This is a genomic window from Luteolibacter sp. (assembly GCF_039920825.1).
Lineage (GTDB): Bacteria > Verrucomicrobiota > Verrucomicrobiia > Verrucomicrobiales > Akkermansiaceae > Luteolibacter.
Map to the genome: position 1 here is coordinate 19082 of NZ_JBDSCX010000002.1, position 26462 is coordinate 45543.

At 60.0% G+C, this 26462-nt stretch carries 22 protein-coding genes and 1 tRNA gene; 10 read left to right on the plus strand and 13 right to left on the minus strand.

Features of this window, described 5'->3' with window-relative positions; translation table 11 throughout:
* Window positions 1-293: 293 nt before the first annotated feature.
* From ABIQ96_RS00140 to ABIQ96_RS00155, 4 genes are all read right to left on the minus strand, one after another.
* Window positions 294-494, minus strand: a complete 201-nt coding sequence (locus tag ABIQ96_RS00140) for a hypothetical protein (RefSeq protein ID WP_348212494.1) — start codon at window positions 492-494, stop codon at window positions 294-296.
* A gap of 26 nt (window positions 495-520) precedes the next feature.
* Window positions 521-602 (minus strand) — tRNA-Leu (locus tag ABIQ96_RS00145).
* 55 nt (window positions 603-657) lie between these two features.
* Complete coding sequence (locus ABIQ96_RS00150; protein WP_348212495.1) at window positions 658-2541, minus strand: tetratricopeptide repeat protein; 1884 nt, start codon at window positions 2539-2541, stop codon at window positions 658-660.
* A 122-nt stretch (window positions 2542-2663) separates the two neighbouring features.
* A complete protein-coding gene (locus ABIQ96_RS00155; protein WP_348212496.1) occupies window positions 2664-3878 on the minus strand; it encodes an SAM-dependent methyltransferase in 1215 nt (404 codons plus the stop codon).
* Between ABIQ96_RS00155 and ABIQ96_RS00160 the strand changes: the two genes are divergently transcribed.
* The 7 genes from ABIQ96_RS00160 (at window position 3877) to ABIQ96_RS00190 (ending at window position 11053) form a co-directional block, all read left to right on the plus strand.
* Window positions 3877-6309, plus strand: coding sequence for a transglycosylase domain-containing protein (locus ABIQ96_RS00160; RefSeq protein WP_348212497.1), 2433 nt, complete (start codon window positions 3877-3879; stop codon window positions 6307-6309). The genes ABIQ96_RS00155 and ABIQ96_RS00160 overlap by 2 nt on opposite strands.
* 122 nt (window positions 6310-6431) lie before the next feature.
* Entirely contained in the window at window positions 6432-7202 is a 771-nt protein-coding gene (locus tag ABIQ96_RS00165) for a transporter (protein WP_348212498.1), read from the plus strand.
* Window positions 7203-7253: 51 nt separating this feature from the next.
* Complete coding sequence (locus tag ABIQ96_RS00170) at window positions 7254-8651, plus strand: Nramp family divalent metal transporter (protein ID WP_348212499.1); 1398 nt, start codon at window positions 7254-7256, stop codon at window positions 8649-8651.
* A gap of 9 nt (window positions 8652-8660) precedes the next feature.
* Window positions 8661-9086, plus strand: a complete 426-nt coding sequence (locus tag ABIQ96_RS00175; RefSeq protein ID WP_348212500.1) for a universal stress protein — start codon at window positions 8661-8663, stop codon at window positions 9084-9086.
* 396 nt (window positions 9087-9482) lie between these two features.
* Window positions 9483-10184 (plus strand): DUF1080 domain-containing protein, encoded by a 702-nt coding sequence (locus ABIQ96_RS00180; protein ID WP_348212501.1) that lies wholly within the window; start codon window positions 9483-9485, stop codon window positions 10182-10184.
* Between the two features lie 204 nt (window positions 10185-10388).
* Window positions 10389-10637 carry a hypothetical protein gene (locus ABIQ96_RS00185; RefSeq protein ID WP_348212502.1) on the plus strand — a complete coding sequence of 83 codons (249 nt, stop codon included), beginning with the start codon at window positions 10389-10391 and terminating at the stop codon, window positions 10635-10637.
* A complete protein-coding gene (locus tag ABIQ96_RS00190) occupies window positions 10634-11053 on the plus strand; it encodes a putative toxin-antitoxin system toxin component, PIN family (RefSeq protein ID WP_348212503.1) in 420 nt (139 codons plus the stop codon). Before ABIQ96_RS00185 ends, ABIQ96_RS00190 begins: the two co-directional genes overlap by 4 nt.
* Window positions 11054-11102: 49 nt before the next feature.
* On the opposite strand, the gene ABIQ96_RS00195 is transcribed toward ABIQ96_RS00190, so the two are convergent.
* The 8 genes from ABIQ96_RS00195 to ABIQ96_RS00230 form a co-directional block, all read right to left on the minus strand.
* Window positions 11103-12944, minus strand: a complete 1842-nt coding sequence (locus ABIQ96_RS00195) for a phosphoenolpyruvate carboxykinase (GTP) (protein ID WP_348212504.1) — start codon at window positions 12942-12944, stop codon at window positions 11103-11105.
* Between the two features lie 95 nt (window positions 12945-13039).
* Window positions 13040-14026, minus strand: a complete 987-nt coding sequence (locus ABIQ96_RS00200; RefSeq protein ID WP_348212505.1) for a hypothetical protein — start codon at window positions 14024-14026, stop codon at window positions 13040-13042.
* A gap of 91 nt (window positions 14027-14117) precedes the next feature.
* Window positions 14118-15122, minus strand: a complete 1005-nt coding sequence (locus ABIQ96_RS00205; RefSeq protein WP_348212506.1) for an ABC transporter permease — start codon at window positions 15120-15122, stop codon at window positions 14118-14120.
* 19 nt (window positions 15123-15141) lie between these two features.
* Window positions 15142-16662 carry a sugar ABC transporter ATP-binding protein gene (locus ABIQ96_RS00210; protein WP_348212507.1) on the minus strand — a complete coding sequence of 507 codons (1521 nt, stop codon included), beginning with the start codon at window positions 16660-16662 and terminating at the stop codon, window positions 15142-15144.
* Between the two features lie 32 nt (window positions 16663-16694).
* Window positions 16695-17654 (minus strand): sugar-binding protein, encoded by a 960-nt coding sequence (locus tag ABIQ96_RS00215; RefSeq protein ID WP_348212508.1) that lies wholly within the window; start codon window positions 17652-17654, stop codon window positions 16695-16697.
* A 20-nt stretch (window positions 17655-17674) separates the two neighbouring features.
* A complete protein-coding gene (gene araD / locus ABIQ96_RS00220; protein WP_348212509.1) occupies window positions 17675-18364 on the minus strand; it encodes an L-ribulose-5-phosphate 4-epimerase AraD in 690 nt (229 codons plus the stop codon).
* Between the two features lie 4 nt (window positions 18365-18368).
* Window positions 18369-19856, minus strand: a complete 1488-nt coding sequence (locus tag ABIQ96_RS00225; RefSeq protein WP_348212510.1) for a fucose isomerase — start codon at window positions 19854-19856, stop codon at window positions 18369-18371.
* Between the two features lie 4 nt (window positions 19857-19860).
* Window positions 19861-21522, minus strand: a complete 1662-nt coding sequence (locus ABIQ96_RS00230; protein ID WP_348212511.1) for a ribulokinase — start codon at window positions 21520-21522, stop codon at window positions 19861-19863.
* On the opposite strand from ABIQ96_RS00230, the gene ABIQ96_RS00235 reads away from it, so the two are divergent.
* Together ABIQ96_RS00235 and ABIQ96_RS00240 are read left to right on the plus strand one after the other, a co-directional pair.
* Complete coding sequence (locus tag ABIQ96_RS00235; RefSeq protein ID WP_348212512.1) at window positions 21521-22681, plus strand: LacI family DNA-binding transcriptional regulator; 1161 nt, start codon at window positions 21521-21523, stop codon at window positions 22679-22681. The genes ABIQ96_RS00230 and ABIQ96_RS00235 overlap by 2 nt on opposite strands.
* A 98-nt stretch (window positions 22682-22779) precedes the next feature.
* Complete coding sequence (locus ABIQ96_RS00240; RefSeq protein ID WP_348212513.1) at window positions 22780-23421, plus strand: L,D-transpeptidase; 642 nt, start codon at window positions 22780-22782, stop codon at window positions 23419-23421.
* An 86-nt stretch (window positions 23422-23507) separates the two neighbouring features.
* Here ABIQ96_RS00240 and ABIQ96_RS00245 read toward each other — a convergent pair whose 3' ends face one another.
* Entirely contained in the window at window positions 23508-23939 is a 432-nt protein-coding gene (locus ABIQ96_RS00245; protein WP_348212514.1) for a cytochrome b562, read from the minus strand.
* 64 nt (window positions 23940-24003) lie between these two features.
* On the opposite strand from ABIQ96_RS00245, the gene ABIQ96_RS00250 reads away from it, so the two are divergent.
* Window positions 24004-26277 carry a transglycosylase domain-containing protein gene (locus ABIQ96_RS00250; RefSeq protein WP_348212515.1) on the plus strand — a complete coding sequence of 758 codons (2274 nt, stop codon included), beginning with the start codon at window positions 24004-24006 and terminating at the stop codon, window positions 26275-26277.
* The last annotated feature ends 185 nt before the right edge of the window (window positions 26278-26462 follow it).

Below are 26462 nucleotides of genomic sequence, written 5' to 3' on the forward strand. Positions count from 1 at the left end.
ACAAGTCGGGCTGTCATGAATCTCGCCTCTAACATGAATGCTAACCCCCGTCTTATCGCTCGCCCACCCGCTTCGCCGCGCTGGCAATCTTCGCCTTAGTTCACTTGCTCCACGCAAGTGTTGCAACAGCCCGGGCGGACGAAGGGGACGACCTAATCGCCAATCGGATACGCGAGCGGCATATCATCGGTTTGTCACCGACGGTCATAGCGGGTGGCAGGATTGTCAAAGCGCAGGGTTATGGCTTTACGGACAAGAGCAATAATATTGCGGTTACGCCCGCCACGCCGGGATCACTTGCCGCCGAAGAGGCCGCCCAAACTGCCGAGGATGCCGCCGAGTTCCGGTGTCTTTCCGGCGAGCACATCATCGATCATCGAGTGGTAGGACTCGGGGATTTTCGATTTCACGAATTCCGCCACGGTGGCGATCGCCTTGTCGGCCATGTCCTCGCTAAGGCCGAGGGCGGTGAGTTTTGCCTTGAGTTCGTTCATGGTTCTTCTGGGGGTTGTTGCGAAAGTACCGGGAACAGGACTCGAACCTGCACACCTTGCGATACCAGAACCTAAATCTGGCGCGTCTACCAATTCCGCCATCCCGGCTTTCGGCGGCCAATCTACCGGGCTTGCGGCGCTGGGCAAGCACTCAAATTCGCATTCACCGTTTCTTGAAATCAAGGCCCGGATCGGCGGGGGGGCCGCCGGCGAGGACGAATTTCATTTCGCTGTCGGCCGGCAGGGCGACGCTGGCCTTCATCTGGCTTTCCTTGGAATCAAGGACCAGCAGGCCGTTGTCATTGATGCTGTATTCGCCGGTGAGTTCGTTGATTTTCCCGTCCTTGTTGTAGGTCCAGGTGAATTTCCCGTCGTCGCCGAAGGTGAGGGTGATGGTGTTGCCGGAATCGCGGGTGGAAACCCAGACGCCGGTTAGTTTTTCGAGCGGCACCGGGGCGGGAGCGGGTTTCGGCGGCTCGGCTTCGGCGGGGAGTGATTTGTCGGAGTCGCGGGCGGTCGATTTGGTGAGCTCGGCGAGTTCCTTGGAAACTCCGTCGGAGGGCATCAATTGGGCGGCGAGTTCGAATTGCGGGGTGGCGAGATCAAGGTGGCCGCAGACCATGTGGTGATAGCCTAACAAGAAGTGGCTGTCGGCGGCGTCCGGTTTTTCCTTTGCGTAGGTTTCCAGTTTTTGCAACTGCCCGGTGTAGGTGTCCTGCGTGTCGTAAAGCGCGATCATCGTGGACCAGTCCCAACCGGGGCCGGAAGCAATCACCGGGTTGAGCACACCGGCGGCGTCGCCGTATTTGCCGAGGGCGAAAAGCACCAGCGCGCGGTATTCGTGAAGCGCTCCGTCGCCGGGAGATTCGGCGATGGCCTTGTCGGCGAGTTCAAGGGCGACGAGGTAGTTCCGTTGTTTGAAGGCGGATTGCGAATCAGCGATGTAGGACTCGGAGGCGCGGGTGATTTTCTCAACGCCTGTTTCATCGGCAGGCGCGGAGTTGGCGGCGATGCGGGCAATCGGTTCGGTGTAGCTAACATCGAGTCCTTGGGAAACGACGGGTGTGCTGACCGGATAGGGATTGTAGTAAGTGCGGTATCCGCAGTCATAGACGAGGCTGCCAAGGCCCCAGCTTAGAAGGCCCCAGCCGACCGGGAAATAGCTGTCATAGACGACGTAGCCCGGCAGGACATAACCGCCGTACCAACGGTTGTAGCCGCAGTTGTTATAATAGTAACCCCGGTTCCAGCCTCCGTTCCAACAGCCGCCATACCACGGACGGTAACAGGTGCGGTTCCACCACGGAGCGTAGCCCCAGTTTTGGCGGCGGGTGCTCCAGTTGGCGGTCGTGGCGAAATTGCGATTGATGTTGTTGCCGTTCCACCAGGGTTTCGCTGCGCTTCCTGGCCAAACCGGATGGCTTCCGACGATCTTGTTTTGTCCGGGGCGGGAGACAGCGGGATGAGTGTCAACGATCCGGTCGTGGGTGGCGGAATTCCGGGTTTGCGCAGGCTGATTTTTCACCACGCCGGAAACCGCGGGACGATTTCCCGGAAGCGAGGGTTCCTTGCCTGTTGGGTTTGGCCTTGCGGTTTTGTTAGCGATGCCGCGGTTGTTAGGAAGGATCGGCTGTTTGCCGGCGACGGAAGATTTTGCAGCGACGGAAGATCGTTGAGGCGGTTGCACGATCGGGTTCCTCGAAGCTGCTTGGCCGGAGCCGCTGTATTTTCTGGAAACCTGTGGCAGTTGATTCGCCATAGGCTGGGTACGTGGCCGGATCTGCTGCTGGTTGAACGGCCTCATCGTTTGAAACTGAGGCGGTCTCACGACTTGGCGCGGCATGTAGCCGTTAGAGGGTCGGGAAGCAAGCCGGCCCGGCTGCCGCATCCCCGGCATCGAACGCTGGCCGCCGGAAAACTGCGGTCGGCCGGCGCTGCGGTAGGAACCCGACCGCCCGCCGCTATTTCTCCCGTCGGCAAAAGCCGCGGGGCAAACGAGGGCCTGACACAACACTGAAACTACCAAGAGTTTAAAAAGAGTTTTCATGATGACCGGGGGTTCGGATGTCGGGTCGAAGTCAGTCGATCCATGCGGATCGATCACTTTTGATCCACCTAAGAAAACCACACTCGACTGATGCCTGCAAGTGAAGAGGCGACGGTTTTCAGTCAGTCCCGGGCGGAAATGGCCAATCCGTGGAGAACCGACGCGGTGGCCTCCATTCCCGGTTGGTTCCATGCGAGTTCGATGACATGAAAACTCCGGCCGAGATGGGCCGGGTGGGTGAGGGTTTGGAATTGGCGCAGCAGACCCGCATCGGGATTTCCTTCCAAGGACAGGAGCCATTCGCGGCCTGTTTCGGTGAGCCACGAGCCTTGATTTTTGAAACAAATGGGGACCGCTCCGAGCGTGATCGCGGCTTCGGCAACGGCGGTGAAATCGACGTGCGCGGTGATGTCGATTTCGCCAACGTCGAGCAACGGGTCTTCGGCGGCGCGGTGTTTGGAAAAGGTCCGCAGCGTGCCTTTCCTGCGATCCGGCTGGTAGTATTCGGGCCGGGCGAAGCCGTAGTCGGGCCAGACGAGCAGGCCGCTGGTCAGGCAGCGGGTGAGTGGGGCGAGGAAATCCCGCACGTTCGTGCGAACCTCGGTGCGGTAGCCGTCGGCGAAATCATTTCCCAAAACGGCAAGCGCGTCGTCCAAGCCGGGAGCGGAAATTTCATGAGAGGTTTCCCAGATGAAATCACCAGCGGGATTCGTCGCGACACGGCATTCATTCCAACGGCCGTCGCGCCACTCGACGACATGAAATGGAAGAGCGTCCAGAAGTTCATTGCCGAAAGCGACGCCCGGCAGCGGCTCACTGAAAAGCCCGCTGATGTCACTGACGAAACGCGTTTGCCCGGAGAACGCTGCCAAGGTTTCCTGCTGCGCCGCCTGAAGTCGTGGAAGCGGCTCGGGAATTACATACTCCAGCGCCGAAAACGCCGCGGGTTCAAGCCGCGAAATCTCTCCGAGAATGTCGGCGGCCAAGGTGCCGTCATGCGCTCCGCACTCGATGATCCTCCAGCGTTCGGGAGATCCCAGCGTTTTCCATTCCTTGAGAAATCTTTGCGCCAGCAGCTCGCCGAACAGCGGCCCCACGCTCACGCTGGTGAAAAAATCCCCGCCGCGCCCGACTTGGCGCGGCTCGCGGGCATAGTAGCCGAGCTCGGGATGATAAAGCGCCGCCGCCATGAAATCGGTGAACGAAAGCGGGCCGTCGTGGTCTATCTTATTCCGTAGAATCGCCACCAACGAAGGGGTTGCGGGCGGCGGGGCGATCGGATAGCCTCGTCGCAACTCGACCGCTTTCGAAGGTGGTGATGAATCCGGATCTGGCATGGCTAAAATTCAAAAAACGAATCGGAAGAAGACCTCCAAGCGCTGGTTCTTCAAGCGCAAAGGCTTTTGGCTGGCGCTGTTGTTGTTCGGAGCGATCGGCTGTGGTGCCGGTTGGATTTTTCTGGAAGGCTACACTCAGGAATACCGGCAGCGGGCTGCGAGTTATGATCTGGACCGGATCAACGACCTTGAAGAGCCGAGCATCATCCTCGATCGCAACGGCAAGGAAATCGGCCGGATTTTCGTCCAGAACCGCAGTGTCATCCCGATCGACAAGGTGCCGGATATTTTCGTCAAGGCGTTGGTGGCGGGCGAGGATTCGCGGTTTTTCACGCACCACGGCGTGGACTATATCGGGGTGGTCCGCGCGGGAATTCTGAATGCCAAGGGGGGCAACCAGGGCGCGAGCACGATCACCCAGCAGTTGGCGCGGAATGCCTACGGGCTGAAACAGGAAGCGGTGAAACGGAATGAGACCACCATTCAGCGCAAGATGGTCGAGGCGTTTCTCGCACGCCGCATCGAGGACCGTTACTCCAAGAAGGAGATTCTTAATTTCTATCTGAACCGCATCTATTTCGGCAGCGGGTTCTACGGCATCCGCTCTGCGGCGCTGGGGTACTACGGCAAGGAGCCGATGGATCTAACTGCTGCCGAGTGCGCGTCGATTGTCACGCTGATCAAAAATCCTAACGGACGATCGCCGCTGAACAATGCGGAGGTCAACCTGAACGGCCGGAATTATGTCCTCGGTCGGATGCGCGAGGAAGGATTCATTTCAAGGTCCGAACTTTCCGGCTTCAAGGCGCTGCCGCTGGGGCTCAATCCGCAGCCGCTGCGCCGGGGAACCACCCATCTCTACGAACGCATCGCCGACGCCGTGGGCCGCGCGCTCGGAGAGGACGCGCTGGCGTCCGGAAAATTCAAGATCCACACCACCATCCTCGCCGAAGCGCAGAGCGCGGCGCAGGATGCTTTGTTAGATAGTCTCGCCAAGGCCGAAACCCATCCGGGATACCAGCATCCGAAATACAAGGACTACCGGAAGAGCAGCAACAAGCCTGCCGAATACCTGCAAGGTGCCGTCCTGATGGTGGATCACGAAACAGGCGAGGTCCTCGCCCACGTCGGCGGCCGCGACTACGCCCAGGTCCCTTATGATTTCATCGAGTCCGGCAAGCGTTCGCTCGGCACCGGGTTTTTCCCCTATATCTACGTGGCCGGATTGAGTGGAGGACTCAATCCGGCAACGATTGTCGAGGACGAGCCGATGGACAACCGCGCCGTCATGGTCGGCGGCCAGGAAGGCATCCTCGGCGAATGGGGCATGGAAGTCTCATCGCCGGTTTATGAGGGAAGAATCACCGCACGCGAGGCGTTGGAAAATTCCAAGATCGCCGCGACCGTTCGTTTCGCCGGTCTAACGGGCTTGCGGCGCGTCGTCGATACGGGCGTCGCTTTCGGCCTGCCGCTGCAGAAAGCCGAGTTGCTGCCGCGCCTTGCGGTGGGATTCGAAGAGGTGTCGATGAAGCAGGCGGTGCGTGCGATGACCGTTTTTCCGCTTGGCGGCATGTCGGGACCGGAGTCTTTGGTCTATCTGGATAGCATCGAGGATTCGTCGGGAGCCGTCCGTTACCGCCGCAAGCACGAGGCGCGGGAAAGTCATCGGGTCATCGACGAGGCGACCGCATGGCAGGTCCACAGCATGATGGCCGGCTCGATGTTCCGCGGAAGTTCTAACGGTGTGTTCGACGGGTTGCTGGAAAAGCCGTTCTTCGGAGCGGGCAAAGGTGGATCCGTTCACGATTTCGCGGATACCTGGTTCGTCGGTTACAACAAGCGGATCACCTGCGGCGTGTGGACCGGTTTCCTGATGGGGAATGGCGAGTCGATCTATCCGGGAGCCTTCAGCCGCGATCTGTCGATGCCGGTCTGGCAGGCGGCGATGAATGCGGCGGCACCTTCCTTTGGCCGGGATCCTCTCAATCCGCCGGACTCTGTGGTCAAGATTTCGGTTTGTTCGACCTCGGGACAACAGGCCACCCAGTTCTGCCAGGAACACGTCGAGGACATCAACACCGGCACCATCCGTTCGCGCTCCACCGCGACGCCCGAGTATTTCCGCAGGGGCACCGAGAATCTCCCGTTCTGCAGTATCCACTCCGGTGTCGGCACCATCGGCGAGTCGGTTTCGCCTGACATGGCGCTTCTCAATATGCCGGCGCTCGATGCCGTCCCCGTACGGCCGAAAGAACCTGTGCTGCTCGGCGATGATCCGTATCACACCGAAGTTCCCAGCTTCGCGGCGATCTCCTCAGAACCCGGCTTGGTGCGGAAGCGCACGAACGTTCTCGACAGTCTCGATCTCGGGACGCTGGAGGAGGCAATCCCTCTCAGACGCCCGAAGCGGCTGAAGATTGAGGACGAGTGAGTTGGGTTGCGGGCGACCGGGCGTCGCCGTTTCTCTCCGCAATTTTTCATTCCGGGATCTTCATCAGGTTTATAAATTTAGCCTTGCGCATAGAAATTAGCTGAGGCTAAGTTTCCGCCCGGATGAAAGGATCGACAGGAAAAATCAGCGTGTTGCCATTTCTGGCAATGGCTTTGGTGCCTTTGGTTGCCGCAGGTGCGGGGCTGCGACCGCTCAGCACGGATCGGCCGGATATCACCGAGAGCCCTTACACCGTCGATGCCGGGCATTTTCAATTTGAAACGGAAATCGCCAATTGGGCCCGCGATGGCAGCGAGCGTGGGTATTCCCTCGGCGAACTCAATTCCAAGGTCGGCCTCGATTCAGCAAACGACCTGCAACTGGTCCTGCCGTTTTATGCCCATGTCCACGATGGCGGCGAAGGTTTCGGCGATATGGAAGTCCGCCTGAAGCACAATTTCTGGGGGAATGACGAAGGCTCCACCGCGCTGGCGATCATGCCGTTCATCAAGCTTCCCACGGCGAACGGCGGTCTTGGAAATGGCGAGTACGAGGGCGGAATCATCGTCCCATTCGGCTTCGACGGTCCTTGCGACTGGTCGTTTGGTGTCCAGGGAGAAGCCGATCTCGCGGCTGACGATGATGGTGTTTATCACGTGGACTTCCTCACCTCGGCGACGTCCAGCCATCCCATCAGCGAAAACGCCGGCTTTTTTTTGGAACTGGTCAGCATCCTCGGCACCGATTCCAGCGAGGATTGGGAAGCCTATTTCAACATCGGCATGACATGGGCTTTCGCTCCGATGTGTCAGCTTGATGGCGGTATCCGCACCGGGCTCACCCAAGCATCGGCGGACCTTATTCCATTCGTGGGGGCCAGCACGAAGTTCTGATCCGAAGTCCGCGCCCTTTTCCATTTTCAAAAAGATAACAGTCCCGATTTCATGAGCCAATCTCCGCTTCCTACCGAACCCTCCGCCGATACCGCTTGGAGAAAAGCAGCGGGCGACCTCTCTCTGCCTGAGGTCCATCGCAGCATCATGGTCCCCGGAAACGGCTCGTTTTTCCGAAAACTCATGGCCTTCAGCGGTCCGGGATTTCTAGTGGCGGTTGGCTACATGGATCCGGGAAATTGGGCGACCGATCTGGCAGGCGGCGCGAAATTCGGCTACACGCTGCTTTCCGTCATCCTGATTTCCAACCTGATGGCGATCCTGCTCCAGCACCTTTGCGTGAAACTCGGAGTCGTCACCGGGCGCGATCTCGCACAAGCCTGCCGCGATCATTATAACAAGCCGACCGTTTGGTTTCTCTGGGTGATTTGCGAACTCGCCATCGCAGCGTGTGATCTGGCAGAAGTCGTCGGCTCGGCCATCGGCTTGCAGTTACTGTTCGGCATCCCGATCGTCTGGGGCTGTGTCATCACCTGTCTCGACGTGCTCGCCGTTCTCTATCTGCAAAACAAGGGATTTCGCTACGTCGAGGCGATCGTCGTCACACTCATTCTAACTATCGGCGGTTGCTTCGCCGCGGAGTTGTTTTTCGCGAAGCCAAGTCTCGCAGGTGTCATGCTGGGCCTGGTGCCATCCGCGGAGATCCTGAAAAACCAGGATATGCTTTTGATCAGCATCGGCATCCTCGGTGCCACCGTGATGCCGCACAATCTCTACCTGCATTCCTCCATCGTCCAGACGCGCAACTTCGAACGCACGCCCGCAGGCAAGCGTGAGGCGATCAAGTTCGCCACCATCGACTCGTCCGCCGCGCTCATGTTCGCGCTCTTCATCAATGCCGCCATCCTGATCCTCGCCGCCGCGAGTTTCCACTGGTCGGGAAATCACGAGGTCGCGGAAATCCAGGACGCCTATCGGCTTCTCAGCCCCACGCTCGGAGTCGGCATCGCCAGCACGCTTTTCGCCGTCGCACTGCTCGCCTCCGGACAGAACTCCACTCTAACGGGAACACTCGCCGGACAGATCGTGATGGAGGGATTCCTGAATTTTCGCATCCGCCCGTGGCTGCGACGTCTCATCACGCGGGCCATCGCGATCGTTCCCGCCGTGGTCATCATCGGCCTCTACGGCGAAGGCAAGACGACGGAGCTGCTCGTTGCCAGCCAGGTCGTGCTCAGCATGCAGCTCGGATTCGCCGTCTGGCCGTTGATGCGCTTTACCGGTGAAAAGGCCAAGATGGGCGAGTTCGTCAATCCGCTATGGATTAAAATCCTTGGCTGGACGACCGCGACGATCATCATTGTCCTCAATCTAAAATTGCTTTTCGACACCTTCGCTCCCGATCCGATCCGCGAGGCTTTCTACAGCGCCCTCGGCCTGCCACACTGATCCACCGCCATGTATCACAAGATCCTCATTCCCGTCGAAAACAGCGCGGCTGACCAGACCATCCTCGACCACGTCAAACCGCTCGCCCGTCTAACCGGTGCTAGCCTCCTGCTGATGCACGTCGCTGACGGCTGGGTCGCCCGCAACTATCAGAATTTCAACCTCGCCGAAAGCGAGGAGATGAAGGAGGACCGCGCCTATCTTGAAACCCGCGCCGCCGAGCTGCGTGCCGAAGGCTTCACCGTTGATTTTTTGTTAGCTCTCGGCGAGCCGTCTGACGAAATCGTCAAGGCCGCCGCCGCTTACGACGTCGATCTCATCGCCATGTCCACCCACGGCCACCGCTTCATCAGCGACCTGCTCTACGGCAGCACCGTTTCCAAGGTCCGCCACACCGTGGATATCCCGGTGCTGCTTCTGAAGGCGAAGCGGTGATCCATGCTGCACCCGCATCCACGACGTCCCGGATCAAAGTCCAGCGGCCGAACTCCGGAAGATCGTCCGGAGTTCAACCTTCAGGTTGCTCTTCTCTTTTCCAGTTAGGTCGGGTTTCCGGCACGCTGCCGCACTTTGGACTGCGGTGGGAATCACCGCTTTGAGAGGAAGCGTTGACGTTCCTTTTCCATTTGATCCTTCACGGAAAAGTCGTGAATGCGGGAACTTTTTCCAGCTTGGGTGGCCGTTGTTGAAACCGACCTGCTCCTCAAAGCGGTGATGCGCTGTCGCTTTCACCGCAGTCCAAAGTTTCCACCTCCTGATTTCAGCGTGGCCTTGAAGCTCGGGGAATCCGGCGCGTGAAAGACCTCCAACCTCATTCCGCGTTTAGAGCGGATGATCAAAACCCTGCTCTTGTTCAGCCTGTTTCCCCTCGTTCTCGGTGCGCAGGAGAAAGCTCCCGACCCATCGACCGCCGGATGGCATTCAATGGGCAAAGACGATTTCGCTCCGATGAACGGCGATCCCGACACCTGGCGTTGGGCGGACGATGGAATCCTCCACTGTTCGGGAAATCCCGTCGGCGTGATGCGGACGAAGAAGATCTATCAGAATTTTGAAATGGCGATCTCCTGGTGCCACCTCAAGGACGCCGGCAACTCGGGCGTCTTCATCTGGGCCTCTGAAGAAGCGCTGGCCAAACTCACCAAGCCCGGTCTGCCCGATGTCGGCATCGAGGTGCAGATCCTCGATCTTGGCTACACCGCCTCCTACGAAAAATCGACCGGCAAGAAAGCCGATTGGTTCACTTGCCACGGCGATGTGTTTCCCGTCGGCCAGTCCACCATGACGCCCTTTCCCCCGCTGTCACCGAACGGCTCCCGCAGTTTTCCGAAGAAGAATCTCACCAAAGGCTTCGGCGAGTGGAACCACTATCTGATCCGTGCGGTCGATGGTGTCATCCGCCTTTGGGTGAATGGCGAGGAAGTCTCCGGTGGCGAAAAGTCCAACCCCTCGTCAGGTTACCTGTGCCTGGAGTCCGAGGGGTCGCCGATCGATTTCAAGAACATCAGAATCCACGAAATCACCACGCCCTGAGACGTGGTCTTCGAATGTCTGTTAGGTGTTGCGCCGGCATGGCCGGATATCATGGCGTCATCGCCTTTGACGGCCTACGACAACGGAGATGACGAGGGATGCGAGGGAGTGTAACGGGCAAGACCAATATTTACTTCTTACCTGGGAAAATCGCCGCTGACCTGAGCCTTGCAACGGAAGGGGCCGTGTGGCAGTCTTTTCACAATGAGTTCCCTCTCTGTCCAGCCCATCGATCCGAATGAGTTGCGTCCGTTGCTGCATGCGGAGGTGGACAAGCTCCGGGATGAAAATCTGCTTCTGCTGCACCGGGTGGCGATGGAACTGGAGCTGGAGGAGGTGTCGGAGCGTCTGAATACGGGATTTGATGAAGATCGGGCGGCAGGGAAACTGGCCCGTCTTCCTGAAATTCTCCGTGCGGCTCGAGCATCGCTTCATTCCAGCCGGTCACAATGATCGTCGTGTTGGATACGAACGCGCTGATCCAGATTTTCGGCAAGGTGACTCCGTTCGCCGGAATCCGGGATGCCCTGCGAAGTGGAAAACTGATGCTCGCGGTTTCGACGCCAATTCTGCTGGAGTATGAGGAAGTGATTCTCCGCTACTCGGGCCCTGGCCGTTGGGATGATGTGTGGAGGTTTCTAACATTGATCGATTTGCTTCACGGCAATATCCGCCACATCGGCCCGGATTACCGTTTTCACACGATCACGGGCGATCCCGACGACGATGCCTTTGCTGATTGCGCCATCGTGGCTGGAGCCGATCACATCATCACTTCCGACCACCATTTCGATGTATTGACTGGCTCCGGCTACAAGCCGCAGCCGATCACACCGGCTGAGTTCATCCAGCGGTATCCGGTATTTTGAATGGGATTCCGGCTAACGCCGTGTGACTTCGGACCGAGCGGAATGTTCCTCAGGTAAGTCGGGCGGCCAGCAACTCGCGCTGGAAGATGAGTTCCTTCGGCAAGTGGTCGTAGAGGTCGATGAAAAGTTCTCCTTGGCTGATAAGCTCGTTTTTCCATTCCTGGCGGTTGAAGGCCATGACCTTATCATAGCGTTCCTTGGTGAAACCTTCGAGCCCTTCGATGTTGAAATCCTCGTAGGCCGGGGTCCAGCCGATCTGGGTTTCGTAACCGGCGGCCGCGCCGTTGCAGCGTTTGAAGATCCATTCGAGCACGCGCATGTTTTCGCCGTAGCCGGGCCAGAGGAATTTGCCGTCCTCGTCCTTGCGGAACCAGTTGACGTGGAAGAAGCGCGGCAGGTTGGTTAGATAGCGGCGCATTTCCAACCAATGGCCGAAGTAGGCTCCCATGTTATAACCGCAGAACGGCAGCATGGCCATCGGATCGCGGCGGACCTTGCCGATCGTTCCCGCGGCGGCGGCGGTCATTTCGGAACCCATGGTGGCACCGACGTAAACGCCGTGGCTCCAGTTGAACGCCTGATAGACAAGCGGCATGGTGGTCGGGCGGCGGCCGCCGAAGACGATGCCGTCGATGGGCACGCCGTCCGGATTCTGCCATTCTGGATCAATGGTGGGACATTGGACGGCCGGTGCGGTGAAACGGGCATTCGCGTGGGCGGCGGGACGGCCGCAATCCGGTGTCCACTCCCTGCCGGTCCAGTCGATGAGGTGCGCGGGCTTTTCCTGGGTCATGCCCTCCCACCAGATGTCGCCGTCGTCGGTGAGGGCGACGTTGGTGAAGATGGTGTTTTCCTTCATCGACTCCATCGCGATCGGGTTCGTCTCGTAGGCGGTGCCGGGAGCGACGCCGAAGAAACCGGTTTCCGGGTTGATCGCGTGGAGCTTGCCGTCCTCATGCGGCCACAGCCAGGCGATGTCGTCACCGACGATGGAGGTCTTCCAGCCGGCATCCTGATAGGACTTCGGCGGAATAAGCATCGCGAGATTGGTCTTTCCGCAGGCGGACGGGAAGGCTGCTGTTAGGTAGGTCTTCGTGCCGTCCGGAGCGTGGATGCCGACAATGAGCATGTGCTCGGCCATCCACTGGTGTTCGCGGGCGATGTTCGACGCGATGCGCAGGGCAAGGCATTTTTTTCCTAACAAGGCATTGCCGCCGTAGCCCGAACCGTAGGACATGATCTCACGGGTTTCCGGGAAATGGACGATGTATTTGTCGTCGTTACAGGGCCACGAAGTATCCGCCTGGCCGGGTTCCAACGGCGCGCCGACGGAGTGGAGGCAGGGAATGAAAAAAGTGTGACCATGGCGTTTCCTGGGAAACGTGCCGCTTTTTTCGTCTTCGAGGCGCTTGAGGACCGTGGCTCCCATGTGGCACATGATGCGCATGTTCACCACGACGTAGGGGCTGTCGGTCACCTCCACGCCGATCTTGGCGAGTGGCGAATCGAGCGGTCCCATGCAAAAAGGGATGACATACATCGTGCGGCCTTTCATGGAGCCGCGGAACTTTTCCATGAGCAGTTCCCGCATTTCGGTTGGCTCGGCCCAGTGGTTGGTGGGGCCGGCCTCGTCAGGCCGCTTCGAGCAGATGAAGGTGCGTTCCTCCACGCGCGCAACGTCCGACGGAGTCGAACGGGCGAGGAATGAATTGGGCCGCTTGTCGGGATTAAGCCGGGTGAAGGTGCCTTTCTCGACCATCAGCGTGGTGAGGCGATCCCATTCGGCCTGCGATCCGTCACACCACTCGACGGAATCGGGTGTGCACAGCGCGGTCATTTCATCGACCCATTTCCGCAGGGCCGGGTGGGAGGTGGGGAGGGCGTTGCTCATGTAGGGGATATTCAATCGATCAATCCTGCCAATGGCAATCCGATGAGTCAAATGGAGTCGATTATGTCAAGAAACGCGCAGGGTGGGGATGGAGCTCACCGCCGGTCTTTGGACAAGCGGCAGGCGACGAGGTTCGCATCCGTTAGGCCTTCGATCACGACGAACTCCCAGATGCCCGGGGTGATGGTTCCTGATTTGGAATGGGTTGGCACATCTTCAAGTTCGGGTGTCCGGGCTTTGGCTTCCCATGCGAGCTGATATTTGCCGTCGGTTTCCGAGACCTCGGCGGTGAGGGAGAACATCTCTTTTTTGGTGACCACGCGGCCTTCCTCCATCAAGAGTTTGCCACGTGAATCATGCCATGAGATCTTGTCATCCGGTCTCGCGCGGAATCCGCAATCCTTCCACAACTTCGCCTGGGTGGACAGCCACTGGAGGGCGTTTCCGCGTGTCTCGGGCTTCGAGCGGGTGATCATTTCCAAATCGCTGAGGGTGACCTTGAACCATTGCATTTCCACCCACAGGGCGTCTTTTACGCCGTCGGTGAGGAGACGGCCGGCATCGGATTCTCCTTCCGCCGAGGCATATTGCCACAAGATGAGGGTGGCCGTCCCATCACCCCAGCAGGCGCGTTCCTGCCATTTTCCAATCCTTGAAATCATGCAGTTGCCGGTGTTTTCGAATTCCCGGTAGCCGGTGGCGGAAGTGGGCAGAACGATGTCGGTCGCCAGATCTTCGGCAAGGCCGATGCCCTCGTCGGCATCGGCCAGAACGAGTTGCACGCCGAGAGCTTTCCTCATCTGACCATCTAACATAATATTGCCGGTTTCCCTGGACAGGAAGCCGACATCGCGCCGCCACGGATCGGTCTCCTTGAATCCGGCCAATTCGCTCACGCCTGGGATTTTCAAGACGGCGTCCATCGCTTCGGGTTTCGATCCGTTCGAGGCGAGTTCGGTCCGGACGGCTGGAGCCTCCTTGGCGGGCATCTTGAGAACGACAAATCGCATGATCAGCTCCGCATGCGAAGTCGGCAGGAAAAGGACGAGAGCGGCGACAACGGTGGGAATGATCGATTTCATTTTACGGCGGGTCGGCTCCTTTTTCGAGCGGGACCCTATCGACAATTTCCATGAGCGGAAGAAAAATCGTTAGATCATCCGTAGCCCCGATTCAATTCACGTTCAGCCTCGCCGCCGCGCGGCGCTGGATCATCTGGTCGGCCATGACGCCTAGCAGAACCACGGTGCCCATGACGGCGAAGTTCAGGGAACTCGGAATCCCCAGCAGGTTCACGAGGTTTTGAAGCACCTGCAGCAGCGCGGTGCCGATAACGATTCCGATGATCGAGCCCTCGCCGCCACGCAGGCTGCATCCACCGAGCACGGCGGCGGCGATGGCGTAGAGTTCATAAGAGTTTCCGTAGTTCGAGGGGGAAACCGAGTTGGTGTAGAAGGCGAGCATGATGCCGGAAACTCCCGTGAGCAGGCCGGCGATGACATAACTTCCGGTGATGACCCGGCGCGTGTTGATGCCGGAGAAACGCGCGGCCTCCTCGTTGCGGCCCACCGCCAGCAGATAGCGGCCGTAAACCGAGCGGTGGAGCAGCACCCACATGATCAGGCCGACGATGACAAGCATGACGAACGGCATGGGCACTCCTAGCAACTTGCCGCTGGCGATGCTCCTGAGTGTCTCGAAGCCCTTGCCCTCGCCGAAGCCCAGCGTGCTGTCATTCGCGATGAAGCGGGCGGCTCCCCGATAGATCATCAGACCGCAGAGGGTGACGATGAACGGCTGCATTTTCATGCGGGTGATCAGCATGCCGTGACCCCAACCGAGAATCATCGGGATTCCCAGGACGAGCAGCGCCGCCAGCGGCCACGCCAGTCCCCATTTGGTCAGGGCCATGGGTAACAGAACCCCGCAAAGCGCGAACATCGAGCCAACCGATAGATCGATTCCGCCGGTGATGATGACCAAGCCGAGGCCGATGCTGAACACCCCGAAGATGCCGATCATGTTGGTGGTGTTGGTAAGGTTGGTCTGCGACAGGAAGCGTGGCAATTCAAGTTGGCTGATAGAAATACCCGCGTGGATTTGTTTGCCGAGGTCAACCCCGCAAACCACCAGGCAGAGCACGACGAGAAGGGAAAAAATTCCGAGTTCTTTTTTCATGGGTGGGAAAGAAATTCAGTTAGGCGGATTTGGCTGCTGCCACGGGGCGTCCGACAGCGAGCTGCATGACGTTTTTCTCGTTGCAGTCCCCGCGGTCCAGCACGCCGGTGATGCGGCCTTCGTGCATGACGGCGACGCGGTCGCTGACGTGGAGGACTTCCTCCATGTCGCTGCTGATCATCAGGATCACCGCGCCGTTCGCGGCGAGCTCGCGCATGAGTTTGTAAATTTCCGCCTTGGCGCCGACGTCGATGCCGCGTGTTGGTTCGTCGAGGATGAGGACTTTCGGCCCCATGGCGAGCCACTTGCCGATGACGACCTTCTGCTGGTTGCCGCCGCTGAGGTTGCGGACGAGCGTTTCGGCGTGCGGGGTTTTGACCCGCAGGGCGGCGATCTGTTCGTTGGCGACCTTCGTCTCGCGGTTCTTCCGGATGAGTCCGGCGGAGGCATAGGTGGGAAGATCAGGAAGGGTGATGTTTTCTCTAACGGACATCGCGGTGACCAGTCCTTCCTCCCGGCGGTTTTCGGGGACGAGGAAAATGCCATGGCCGATCGCGTCGCCGGCCTTGCGAATGACGAGCGATTCATTGCCCAGACTGACTTCTGCGCAGCCATGTTCGTCGAGACCGCACATCGCTTTCACGATTTCGGAGCGGCCCGCGCCGACCAATCCGGCGAAGCCGAGGATCTCGCCGCGCGCGGCGTCGAATGAAACCTGTTGTTTTGGAAAGCGGCTGGATCTCGCGTTGCGGACCTTGAGGAAGCCCGCTGTCACGGTCGCTCCGGATGGGGTGTAAACACTCTTGATCTCGCGCCCGACCATTTTGCTGACAATGCTGTCGTGGCTGATCTCCGCACGGGTCAGGCCACCGGCGTTTTTTCCGTCGCGCAGGACTTCGACGCGATCCGAGCAGCGGTCCACCTCGCCGAGACGGTGGGAAATGTAAATGATGCTGACACCCTGTTTGCGAAGCCCGGCGATGAGTTCGAGCAGCTTGTCGGTTTCCGTTAGGGTGAGGCTGGATGTCGGTTCATCCATGATCAGGATGCGCGCGTTCAGTGAAAGCGCCTTGGCGATTTCCACCATCTGCTGTTGGGCGATGGGGAGTTCGCCGAGGCGTTTGTGGGTCGGCACATCGAGCCCGACGCGTTTGAGCAACGGGATCGTATCCGCATGGATCTTCTTCCGGTCGATCAGCTTGAACGGCGACACCAGTGGTTCGCGGCCGAGGAAGACGTTCGCCGCGATGTCGAGATTTTCGAGGACATTGAGCTCCTGATGGATGAAGCCGATGCCGAGGGCCATCGAGTCGGTGACGTTCTCAATTTTGACCGGCTTGCCATCGACGAGCAACTCGCCCTCTTCGGGCTGATAGACTCCGCCGAGGATTTTCATCAACGTGGATTTCCCCGCGCCGTTCTCTCCGCAGAGGGAGAGGACCTCGCCTTCGCTGACGGTGAGACAGACATTGTCCAACGCCACCACGCCGGGGAATCGTTTGCAGATTCCGCGCATTTCGAGGAGAGGTGGTTTGCTCATGGTGATGTGGGTGGGCCGAAGTCCCACCCTCCTTATTTGCCTAGGACTTTTTTCAAGTCGGCCTTGAACGCGGCGACGTCGTCTTTCTTCAAGCTGCGGGTCGGGATGATCTGTTTGCCGCCTGATAGCGCGGTTTGGTCGCCGCCGAGGCGCTTGGCCATCTGGGTAATTGCCTGTTTGCCGAATTCGAACGGCTGCTGGACGACGGTGCCGTAGATGTCGCCGGAGGCCACACCTTCGAGGGTCTCGTCGTTTTCATCGAAGCAGACGATCTTGACCTTGCCTTGTTTGCCCGCGCTGCGGACGGCGTTGAGGATGGCCGGGCCGTTGTAGTTGTAGAGGCCGACGAGGCAGGCGACGTCCGGGTATTTCACCAGCGTGTCTTCGGCGTTTTTCTGGGCGCGCACGGTGTCGGTATCGTCGGTGCGGACGTCGATGACTTCGACCTTGGAGCCTTCGAGTTCCTTCTTGATACCGCCGAAGCGTTGCTTGGCGTTTTCCGCATCGGTCGCGCCGACGAAGACCATGATTTTTCCTCCGTCGGGCAAGGCTTGTTTGATCAGTTTGCCCGCTTCCACGCCTGCGGCGAAATTGTCGGTGCCGATATAACAGACGCGCTTGCTGTCGGGCGCGTCGCTGTCATGGCAGATGAGCAGCGTCTGTTCGGCGATCTTGTTGAGGAACGCGGTCTGGTTGGCGGGATCGATCGGGCTGACCGCGATGCCGTCCACGCCCTTTGCTAACAAATCATCGAGGATCTGTTGTTGCTCGGCGGCACCGCCGGTGGACGGGATCCGGAAATCGACCTCGACGTTGCCGAGTTCTTTTTCCGCGGCTTCACAACCGGAACGGGCGATGGTCCAGAAGGTGGCGGCGTTGTTGCTCACGAACGCGAGCTTGAGTTTCTTGCCGGCACCGGATTTCTCCCCGCAGCCGGCGAGGGTCAGGGCGAGCAGGGCGGTTGATAGAATGCGGAGTGTTCGAAGTTTCATGGGCTTGGTTTTGGAAAAAATCACTGGCCGTAATAGGCCGAGGGACCGTGTTTTCTGGAAAAATGCTTTTCCAACAGGTGAGGCGGCGCAGGTGGCGCTGTCGGATTGAGGGAGAGCGTCTTGAGCGCCATGTCGGCGATGATCTCAAGCGCGAGCGCGGTTTCCACGGCTTTGGCGGCGGTTGGTCCCCACGCGAAGGGGCCGTGGTTGCGGACGAGCACGGCGGGAACTTCGAGCGGATCGATGCCGACAAAGCGCTCGACGATGACCTTGCCGGTTTCCCACTCGTAATCACCGCCGGTTTCTTCCGGAGTCATGCCGCGGGTGACCGGCACCGGGCCGTTGAAATAGTCACAATGCGTGGTGCCCAGGCAGGGAAGATCCATCCCGGCCTGGGCGAAGGCGACGGCATTCCGCGAGTGGGTGTGGACCACGGCGCGGATACCGGCGAAATGCTGATAGAGATAGCGGTGCGTCGGCGTGTCCGACGACGGACGCAGGGTTCCTTCGATCACGTTTCCCTCAAAGTCGAGCACCACGATGTGTGAGCTACGAAGTTCATCGTAGCTCACACCGCTGGGCTTGATCGCGAAAACACGGCGTTCGGGATCGGCGACGGAAACATTTCCGAAGGTGAGATCGACGAGGCCGGTTTTCGGGAGCGCCAGGTTGGCGGCGAGGCACTCTTCCTTGAGGGAGGCGAAGGGCATTTCGTTAGTATTTGAAGCCGCCGCGGAAAACGTTTTCGCCGGGATAGGGAATTCCGGCGGGATTCGGAGTATCCACGACCTCGATGCCGAGCAGTTTGAAGGCATCGAACAACACCGCGCCGCAATGGGCGAAGGCGACAGCGGCGTGGTGATGGTAGTTGCCTAACAAAACGTGGCGATAGAAGCGGTGGAAGCCCGGAATGTAAGCGGTGCCGGTGCAGCCGAAGGTCTTCGGATCAAGATCGAGGAAATGTCCCTCGCAAATGTAGGCGCGGAGCTTGTCGCCGTGGCCGTGGACCTGGACGACGGTGATTGGCGATGCGGCGATCTGGCCCTCGATGGTGCCGCGGGTGATGTCGGGATCGGTGTCCGGCTCCATCAGGCGTTTCATGATAACCTGGTATTTCATCTCCGGATTCTTGAGCAGCTTGCCGGCGGTGTTGCCGCAGTGGAACATGCCGACCATGTCGCGGATCGGATAGTCCTTGAGCGATTCGTGGAGGTTGCTCGGGATCGAGTGGTTGATGTCGAGCACGGTGACCGTGTTGTCGCTGGCGTACTGGCCCATCAGCTCGGCGACGAGCGAGTAGGCGTCGTTCTCACAAGCGATCGGGAAGCCCTTGTCCGCCATGCGGCCGTTGATGAAACACGGGACGTGTTTGAGGGCGAATTCCTGCTCGGACCAGCACTGCGAAGCGGCGCCGGAAAGCTTGAGGCGGTCGCGGAAATTCCGGATCGCCTGCTCGTAATCGGATAGGCGGCCGACGAACTCCTCGTCCTTCGGGATGGAGGGCATTTCCTGCTTCATGTCCGCGGCGATGTCCTTGGACTCCTTGATGAGCTTGATTTCGTTCTGGAGGTCGAAGTGACCTAACTCCTCGATCTCCACGCCGATGGATTGGATCGAAGCGATGTTGTAATTGCAGGTTTCGAAATCGCGCGGGCGCGGGCCGAACAAACCGATGGTGGCGTTGCGGGTGCCTTTGACGACCTTGATGACTTTTTCGAAATGGGCGATTTCCTTCGCGCCGTCTTCCGCGGAAATGACGGGCAGCTCGGGAATGTGGACGCGGGCCTGGAGGTCGCGCTTGCGGATGGCCATCGCGGCGGAAAGCAGGCCGCAGAGGGCGTCGCCGCGTTTTTGCAGCATGCTCATTCCGCTTTCCTCGGCGGCGGCGATGAGAAGGACCGGACCGGGGAAGGCTTTGACGAATGCGGCGTCTTCGATTTCCGGAGAGAAATTTCCGAGGAACAAAATGACGGCATCACAACCGGCGGCGACGAGTTGCGCGGCGGCGTCCGCAGCGTGGGCGCGGGTCTCGACGATCGCGCAATCACCTTCCGGAATTGTTAGCTCGATGCCGAGTGCCTTGGTTGCGGCGACCAGTCGTTCGGAGCGTTCCGCGGCGAGGGGGCGGGGGAAGCAGTTGCGGGATGCGGAGACGAAGCCGAGTTTGATGTCGGGCGAGTGTTGGCCGAGTGGCAGATACATGGAGTTATTGGTTGGTGGATTTGAGATCGAGGAGGGTTTTCATGACCTGCGAGAGGTCCGCGGATTTCGTGACCCCGCCGAAAGCATCGTGGAGGGTCATGTAGAGATCGAACAACGACTGGTAGCATTTTTGATTTTCCGGGTCGGGTCGATAGGAAATTTCCTTCAACCCGGTCATGGCGGCCTGTGCGGCGGGGAAATCGCGATGCGCTCCGGCAACCACGGCGGCACCGATGGCGGAACCGAGTGCGCAGGATTGGGATGAACGGGAGAGACGCATTTCGCAGCCGGTGACATCGGCATAGATCTGCATGAGCAGCGGGTTCTTTTCCGCGATGCCGCCGGAGCAAACGATGCGTTCGACGGGCACGCCGTATTCGCGGATGCGGTCGATGATCGCGCGGGCCCCGAAGGCGGTGGCTTCGATGAGCGTTCGGTAGATTTCCGCTTGCGTGGTGTAGAGCGTCTGGCCTAGCAGAAGTCCCGTCAGGCGCTGATCGACGAGGATGGTGCGGTTGCCGTTGTTCCAGTCGAGAGCCAGCAGGCCGGATTGGCCGGGCTTCAGTTTCGCGGCGTCTTCGGTGAGTTTTCCGTGGAGCTCGGAGTCGCCTAACACACCTTCGACGAACCATTTGAAAATGTCGCCGACGGCGGATTGGCCGGCCTCGATGCCGAAGTAGCCTGGGAGAATCGCGCCTTTCACGATGCCGCAGATTCCGGGAATGTCGGCGACGGTTTTGTCGGCGGAGACGACCGCGCAATCGCAGGTGGAGGTGCCGATGACTTTCACCAGCGTGCCTTCATCGACACCGCAGCCGATGGCACCGTAGTGGACGTCCATCTCGCCGATGGCGATCGGGATGCCGGCGGTTAGGCCGAGTTTTTCCGCCCATTCCGCGCATAGGTTTCCGGCGATGGCGGATGCGTCGTGGGCTTCGGTGTAGAGTCGGTCGCGGAGAGGGGCGAGCTTCGGATCGAGCGCTGATAGAAATTCCTGATCGGGCAGGCCGCCCCAATCTTCGGCGTAGAGCGCCTTGTGTCCGGCCATGCAGACGCCGCGTTTGATTTCACGGGGATCAGTGACGCCGGCGAGGACGGACGGGATGAAATCCGAAAGCTCGACCCACGAAAACGCCGCGTCGAACACCACGGGATCGACCTTGAGGCAGTGCCAGATTTTCGCCCAGAACCACTCGGACGAATAGGTGCCGCCGATTTTCGCGAGGTATTGCGGGCGGATTTCGCGTGCCGTGGCGGTGATGGCGGCGGCCTCCGGGATGCTGGTGTGGTCCTTCCAGAGCCAGCATTGAGCGTTCAGATTGGCGGAAAACTCCGGCTTGTTAGCGAGTGGCGTGTTCGTCGCATCGACCGGCAGCGGGCTGGAGCCTGTGCCGTCCATGCCGATGCCGATGACCTGGTCATTTGAAAACGACGGCTCGGCGGCGCGGGCGGCTTCGAGCGCGAGCAGCGTGGCTTTTTCCAGCGCGAAAACGTAGTCGGCGGGATTCTGGCGGGCGAGGTGGTGATCGGCGGGATTGAGCAGGATCCCTTGATTTCCGGAGGGGTAATCCACCACGGCGGTGCCGATTTCCCGGCCGTCCTTGCAATCGACGACGAGCGCGCGGGCGGAGTTGGTTCCGTAATCCAGACCGATGGTGTATGGCATGACTCTTGTTTCATGCAGATCAGGGGGCATCGCGGAAAGCGGCAAATCGTATGACAGTCATATTTGGCGCTGGACCATGCGGGAATTCGGCGGAAAATCCCCGGCGATGTTGAAACCGACGATGGCGGAGGTGGCGAAAGCCTCAGGAGTTTCGAAAAACACGGTGAGCCTGGCCTTGCGCGGGAGTCCGAGGATTTCGGAAGCGACCCGCACCCGGATCGAGGAAGTGGCTCGGAATCTGGGCTATCGGCTCAATCCGACGGTCGCCCACCTGATGGCCGAACTGCGGCAGAACCGTTCGCCCGGATTTCAAGCGACGCTGGCGATGATCAACGCGAACGAGGACCGCGACGCGATGTCAAAGCACCCGACAGTGCCGGTCTATGTCGCGGGTTGCCGCCAGCGGGCGCAACAGCTCGGTTACCGGCTCGACGAGTTCTGGCTGCACGAGACGAACATGCCGCTGGCCCGCTGGCAGTCGATTTTCCGGGCGAGAAACATCCGCGGCGCGGTGATTGTCGGGCTGATGCAGCGCAACCGCCTGCCCGCGCATCTGGCACCGCTGTGGGATGAGTTTCCCGCGCTGGTGACCGGGGTGCGGACACGCGAGCCGGCGCTTTCCTTCGCCTGCAGTGATCAGCACTCGCTGGCACTGATGGCGTTCGAAAAAGCGGTGGCGCTGGGTTATCAACGGCCGGCGCTGGTCTTGGACGGAGTGATCGACGCGCTGATTGAAGGACGCTTCACCGCCGGATTCCTCACGGGGCAGAGCCGCTTGGTGCCGGTCGGGCAGAGGACGCAGCCATTTTACGACGTCGCGGCGGCACGGGGTGACCGGGCGATTTTCTCCAAGTGGTTTGCCGAAAATCAGCCGGACGTCATTTTCACCCTCTACCATGAAGTGAAGCGCTGGATCCAGGAAATGGGCCTGCGCGTGCCGGAAGACGTCGGCTTGATCCAGTACGAATGGCGGTCCGACCACGGTGGCTGGGCGGGCATGGACCAGCGCAACGATCTCGTCGGCGCGGCGGCGGTGGACATGCTGATTTCCCTGGTCCATCACAACGAGCGCGGCGTTCCCGAGCACCCGCGGGCGACATTGATCGGCAGTCATTGGGTTGACGGGACGACGGTTAAAGCCGCCTCCGCCGTCGACTGAATCCTGCTCCGCCCACTGGCCCGCAACGTGCTGCCGTTCATGGGAGTTGCAATTTCAGGAAATCTGCCCTAAGTCGCGCCCGTCCCGTTTCTCCACCCATGATCCAGCTTAGAACCGCCGCCAAGTTTGCCGCCGCCATCGCCACGCTTTTGTTGGCCAACTGCGCCAATCAGAAACCCTCCGCCCAGACCACCAAGGACGGCAAGTTCGTGAATCCCTATCCGGCCGGAACTTATGACAATTTCAAAGCCGAGCCGACCTATCCGAAAACCTACTCGGTTTGGAAAAACGAAGAACTCCTTTCGAAAACCGACGCCAGCAATTCCTCCATCCTCATCAGCCTCGAGAAACAACGCGGCTTCCTGATGAATGGCGATCAAGTGGTGATGGACTATCCGATTTGCTCCGGAATCCCTGAACGCCCGACTCCAACCGGCACCTTCTACATCCTCGAAAAAGTCGTCGATAAGAAGTCCAACAAGTATGGAAAAATGCTCGATGCCTCCGGTGAAGTCGTGAATTCCAATGCGGATATGGGCATCGATCCCGTCCCCGAAGGCGGCAGATTCGAAGGCGCTTCGATGCGCTACTGGATGCGCCTCACCAACGACGGCGTCGGCCACCACATCGGTCCGGTAAAACGCCATCCCGCCTCCCACGCCTGCATCCGCGGCCCGAGCGCGACGATGCCGGTCGTCTACTCCAAAGTGAAGGAAGGGACGCGCGTCACCGTCGAGTGAGCCATCTGATTTTCCCGAATGGAGAAGGCCCGGACGCATTCGCATCCGGGCCTTTTCGTTTCAAAAAATTCCGGGGAATTCCGGGGTTACTCGTCTTCCTCTTTGACGAACTTCTTGTGACCGTCCTTCTTCATGCCCTTCAGCGTGTCGACGATTTTCGCGACTTCCTCAGGCTTCCCGGCGAGGAACGCGCCTTCCACATCGCACAGGGTGATGAAGAGCTTGCCCATCATCGTGCGGTATTCATTGGCGGCCTTGTCCTTGTCCGGGCCGTCCGGCATTTCCTTGATCAGCACCGGGATTTCCAGTGCCGCCTTGAGCGCACCTTGTTGGGCGTCCCGCGCTTCCTTGGCACCCTTCACCGGGTCGGTTTCGCGGCGGAAGCCTTTGAACGCGTCGTCCATCGCTTCCATTTGTTTGCCCAGCGGCGTCTCGTCCTTTTTCTCCTTATCCTGAGCTCTCGCCGGGACCAGCAGGAGACCGAATGCACAGCCCAGTAAAATCATTTGTTTTTTCATACGCGACGATTACGCCCGAAAACCCCCTGCCTTTCCAATCGTAAATTTCCCGTTTCTTTTCCGGGTGAAATCACCCATCTTTCCGCGCTTGAATCCCAAGTTGAAATGGCGGCGCCGGATCCTCCGGTTGCTCGGTGCCGGGGCGCTCGCCGCGGTGCTTGGCTGGTTCGTGCTGCCGTTCGCGGTCTCGCTGCCCGCCGGATTGTTGGAAAATCCCGCCTCCTCGCCAGTGCTGTTGGACCGCCACGGCACACCGATCCTGCATCTGGCGCTACCAGATTCCACCCACGCCGCCGCAGTCTCGCTGGATGAAATTCCCGCCGATCTCATCGCCTGCACGCTGGCCGCCGAGGACAAGCGCTTCCGCAGTCACGGCGGCGTGGACCTGTTAGCCACGATGCGCGCCGCCCGCGACAGGGTGGTTTACCGCGGCGTTTCCGGCGCGTCCACGATCACCCAGCAGCTCGTCAAAATTTCTTCGCCTCCGGCCAAACGCGTGCCGCTTACCAAGCTCCGTGAGGTGCTCGCCGCCCGCCATCTCGAAATGACGTGGTCCAAGGATCGGATTCTAACCGCCTATCTCAACCGCCTCGATTACGGCAATCTCCGCATCGGCGCGGCGGAAGCCGCCCGCTTCTATTTTCAAAAACCGTTAGGAGACCTCTCGCTCGCCGAGTGCGCCCTGCTCGCCGGACTGCCGCAGGGCCCTTCCCACTTGAATCCGCTCCGGCATCCGAAACGGGCGATCTCGCGGCGAAACTTCGTCCTCCAGCGGCTGGCCGCCAACGGACAAGCCGATACCGCCCGCATTGCCGCTGCCATGGCGGAGCCACTCACCCTGCGGCCCCTCGTCGAGAAACAGCCAGCGCCCTGGCTCGCGCAGATCCAGAACCCCACGCTGCAAATCCAAACCACCCTCGACCTCCCGTTGCAAAACGACCTCCAAGCCATCGTCCGCGAGGAGACCGCCAAGCTCAAGGCCGCGAATCTCCGACATGCCGCCGTCGTCGTCATCGACAATCCCACCGGCGAAATCCTCGCCCTCGTTTCCTCCGCCGATTGGGACGACCCGCGTGGCGGACAGATGAACGGCGCGCTCATCCCGCGCTCGCCCGGCTCCACGCTCAAGCCGTTTATGTATCTGTTAGCCATGGAGCGGAATCATCGGATTCCCTCTTCCATCCTCGCCGACATCCCCAGTCCGTTCCGCACGCCGCAGGGGCTGGACCTGCCGGAAAACTATGACCGCGGCTACCGCGGCCCTGTCACTCTGCGCACCGCGCTTGCTTGTTCGCTCAACGTCCCGGCCCTGCGCGAACTCAATTTCCTCGGCGGCCCGAAGCCGCTTTACGAGCTGTTGGAAAACCTCGGCATCACCACCCTCGATGCCGATCCCAACCTCTACGGCCTCGGGCTCACTCTCGGCAACGCACCCGTTAGGCTCCTCGAACTCACCAACGCCTACGCCACCCTCGCCCGCCAGGGTCTCTATTTTCCGCCGGTTCTTTTCCCCGGCAAGCCGCCCGAGCCGCGCTCCTTGTTCGATAGTCGCAGCGCCTACCTCATCGCCGACATTCTATCAGACGCCGACGCGCGCGCGCCATCGTTCCAGCCCGGCGGCCCGCTTGACTTCCCGTTCAAGTGCGCGGTGAAAACCGGCACCTCGTCCGATTTTCACGACAACTGGTGCATCGGTTTCACGCCGCGCTTCACCATCGGCGTGTGGGCGGGAAATTTCGAGCAGCAGCCGATGAAAGGTCTATCAGGCATCGCCGGTGCCGGGCCGATTTTCCATCGCGCCATGCTCCGCCTGCACCGCGACATCAAGCCGACGTGGTTCGAGCGGTCTAACGGACTCATCGACATCACCATCGATCCCCGCAACGGGAAACTCGTCCCCGCCGATGCGAAATCCGCCCGCCAGGACCTCGCCGCCCAAGACCAGCTCCCGCCCTTCGCAACCCCTGCCGACTACGACACCAGCGGCAAGTCTCTGCTAGATCCCACCTACGCCGGATGGTTCGCCAGCAGTCACAATCTGCGCCGCAACGAACTCGCGCTCGATCCCGCCACACCTGCCCGCGAACCGCTCCGCATCATCAGCCCCGCCGACAACGCCACGTTTCTGCTAGATCCGGAAATCCCCTCCGGTTCCGACAAGCTGCGCCCCGTCACCAATCTCCCCGGCACCGCCCGCTGGCAGTCCGCCACCCTGCGCATCGAGCCCGGCACCCCCGAGCCCATCATCCACCTCACCGCCGGCACCCACATCGTCACCGCCACCGATCCGGCGACGGGCGAAATCCACACGCTGACGCTGCGGGTGAAGTCGCTATGAGCGGTTTTGTATGTAGTTTAGCCCTTTAGGGCGTCTTCGGCGCGCAAAGATGAAGACGCCCTTTAGGGCAATGCCTTTAAGGATTCAACCAGCTGTCTAACAGAGCGTTTTGCACTGGTACTTTTAAAACAGATGTTTTGATTGGGTGGGTGTCTGACCCATCCATCTCCCACCTGCCGTTTTTC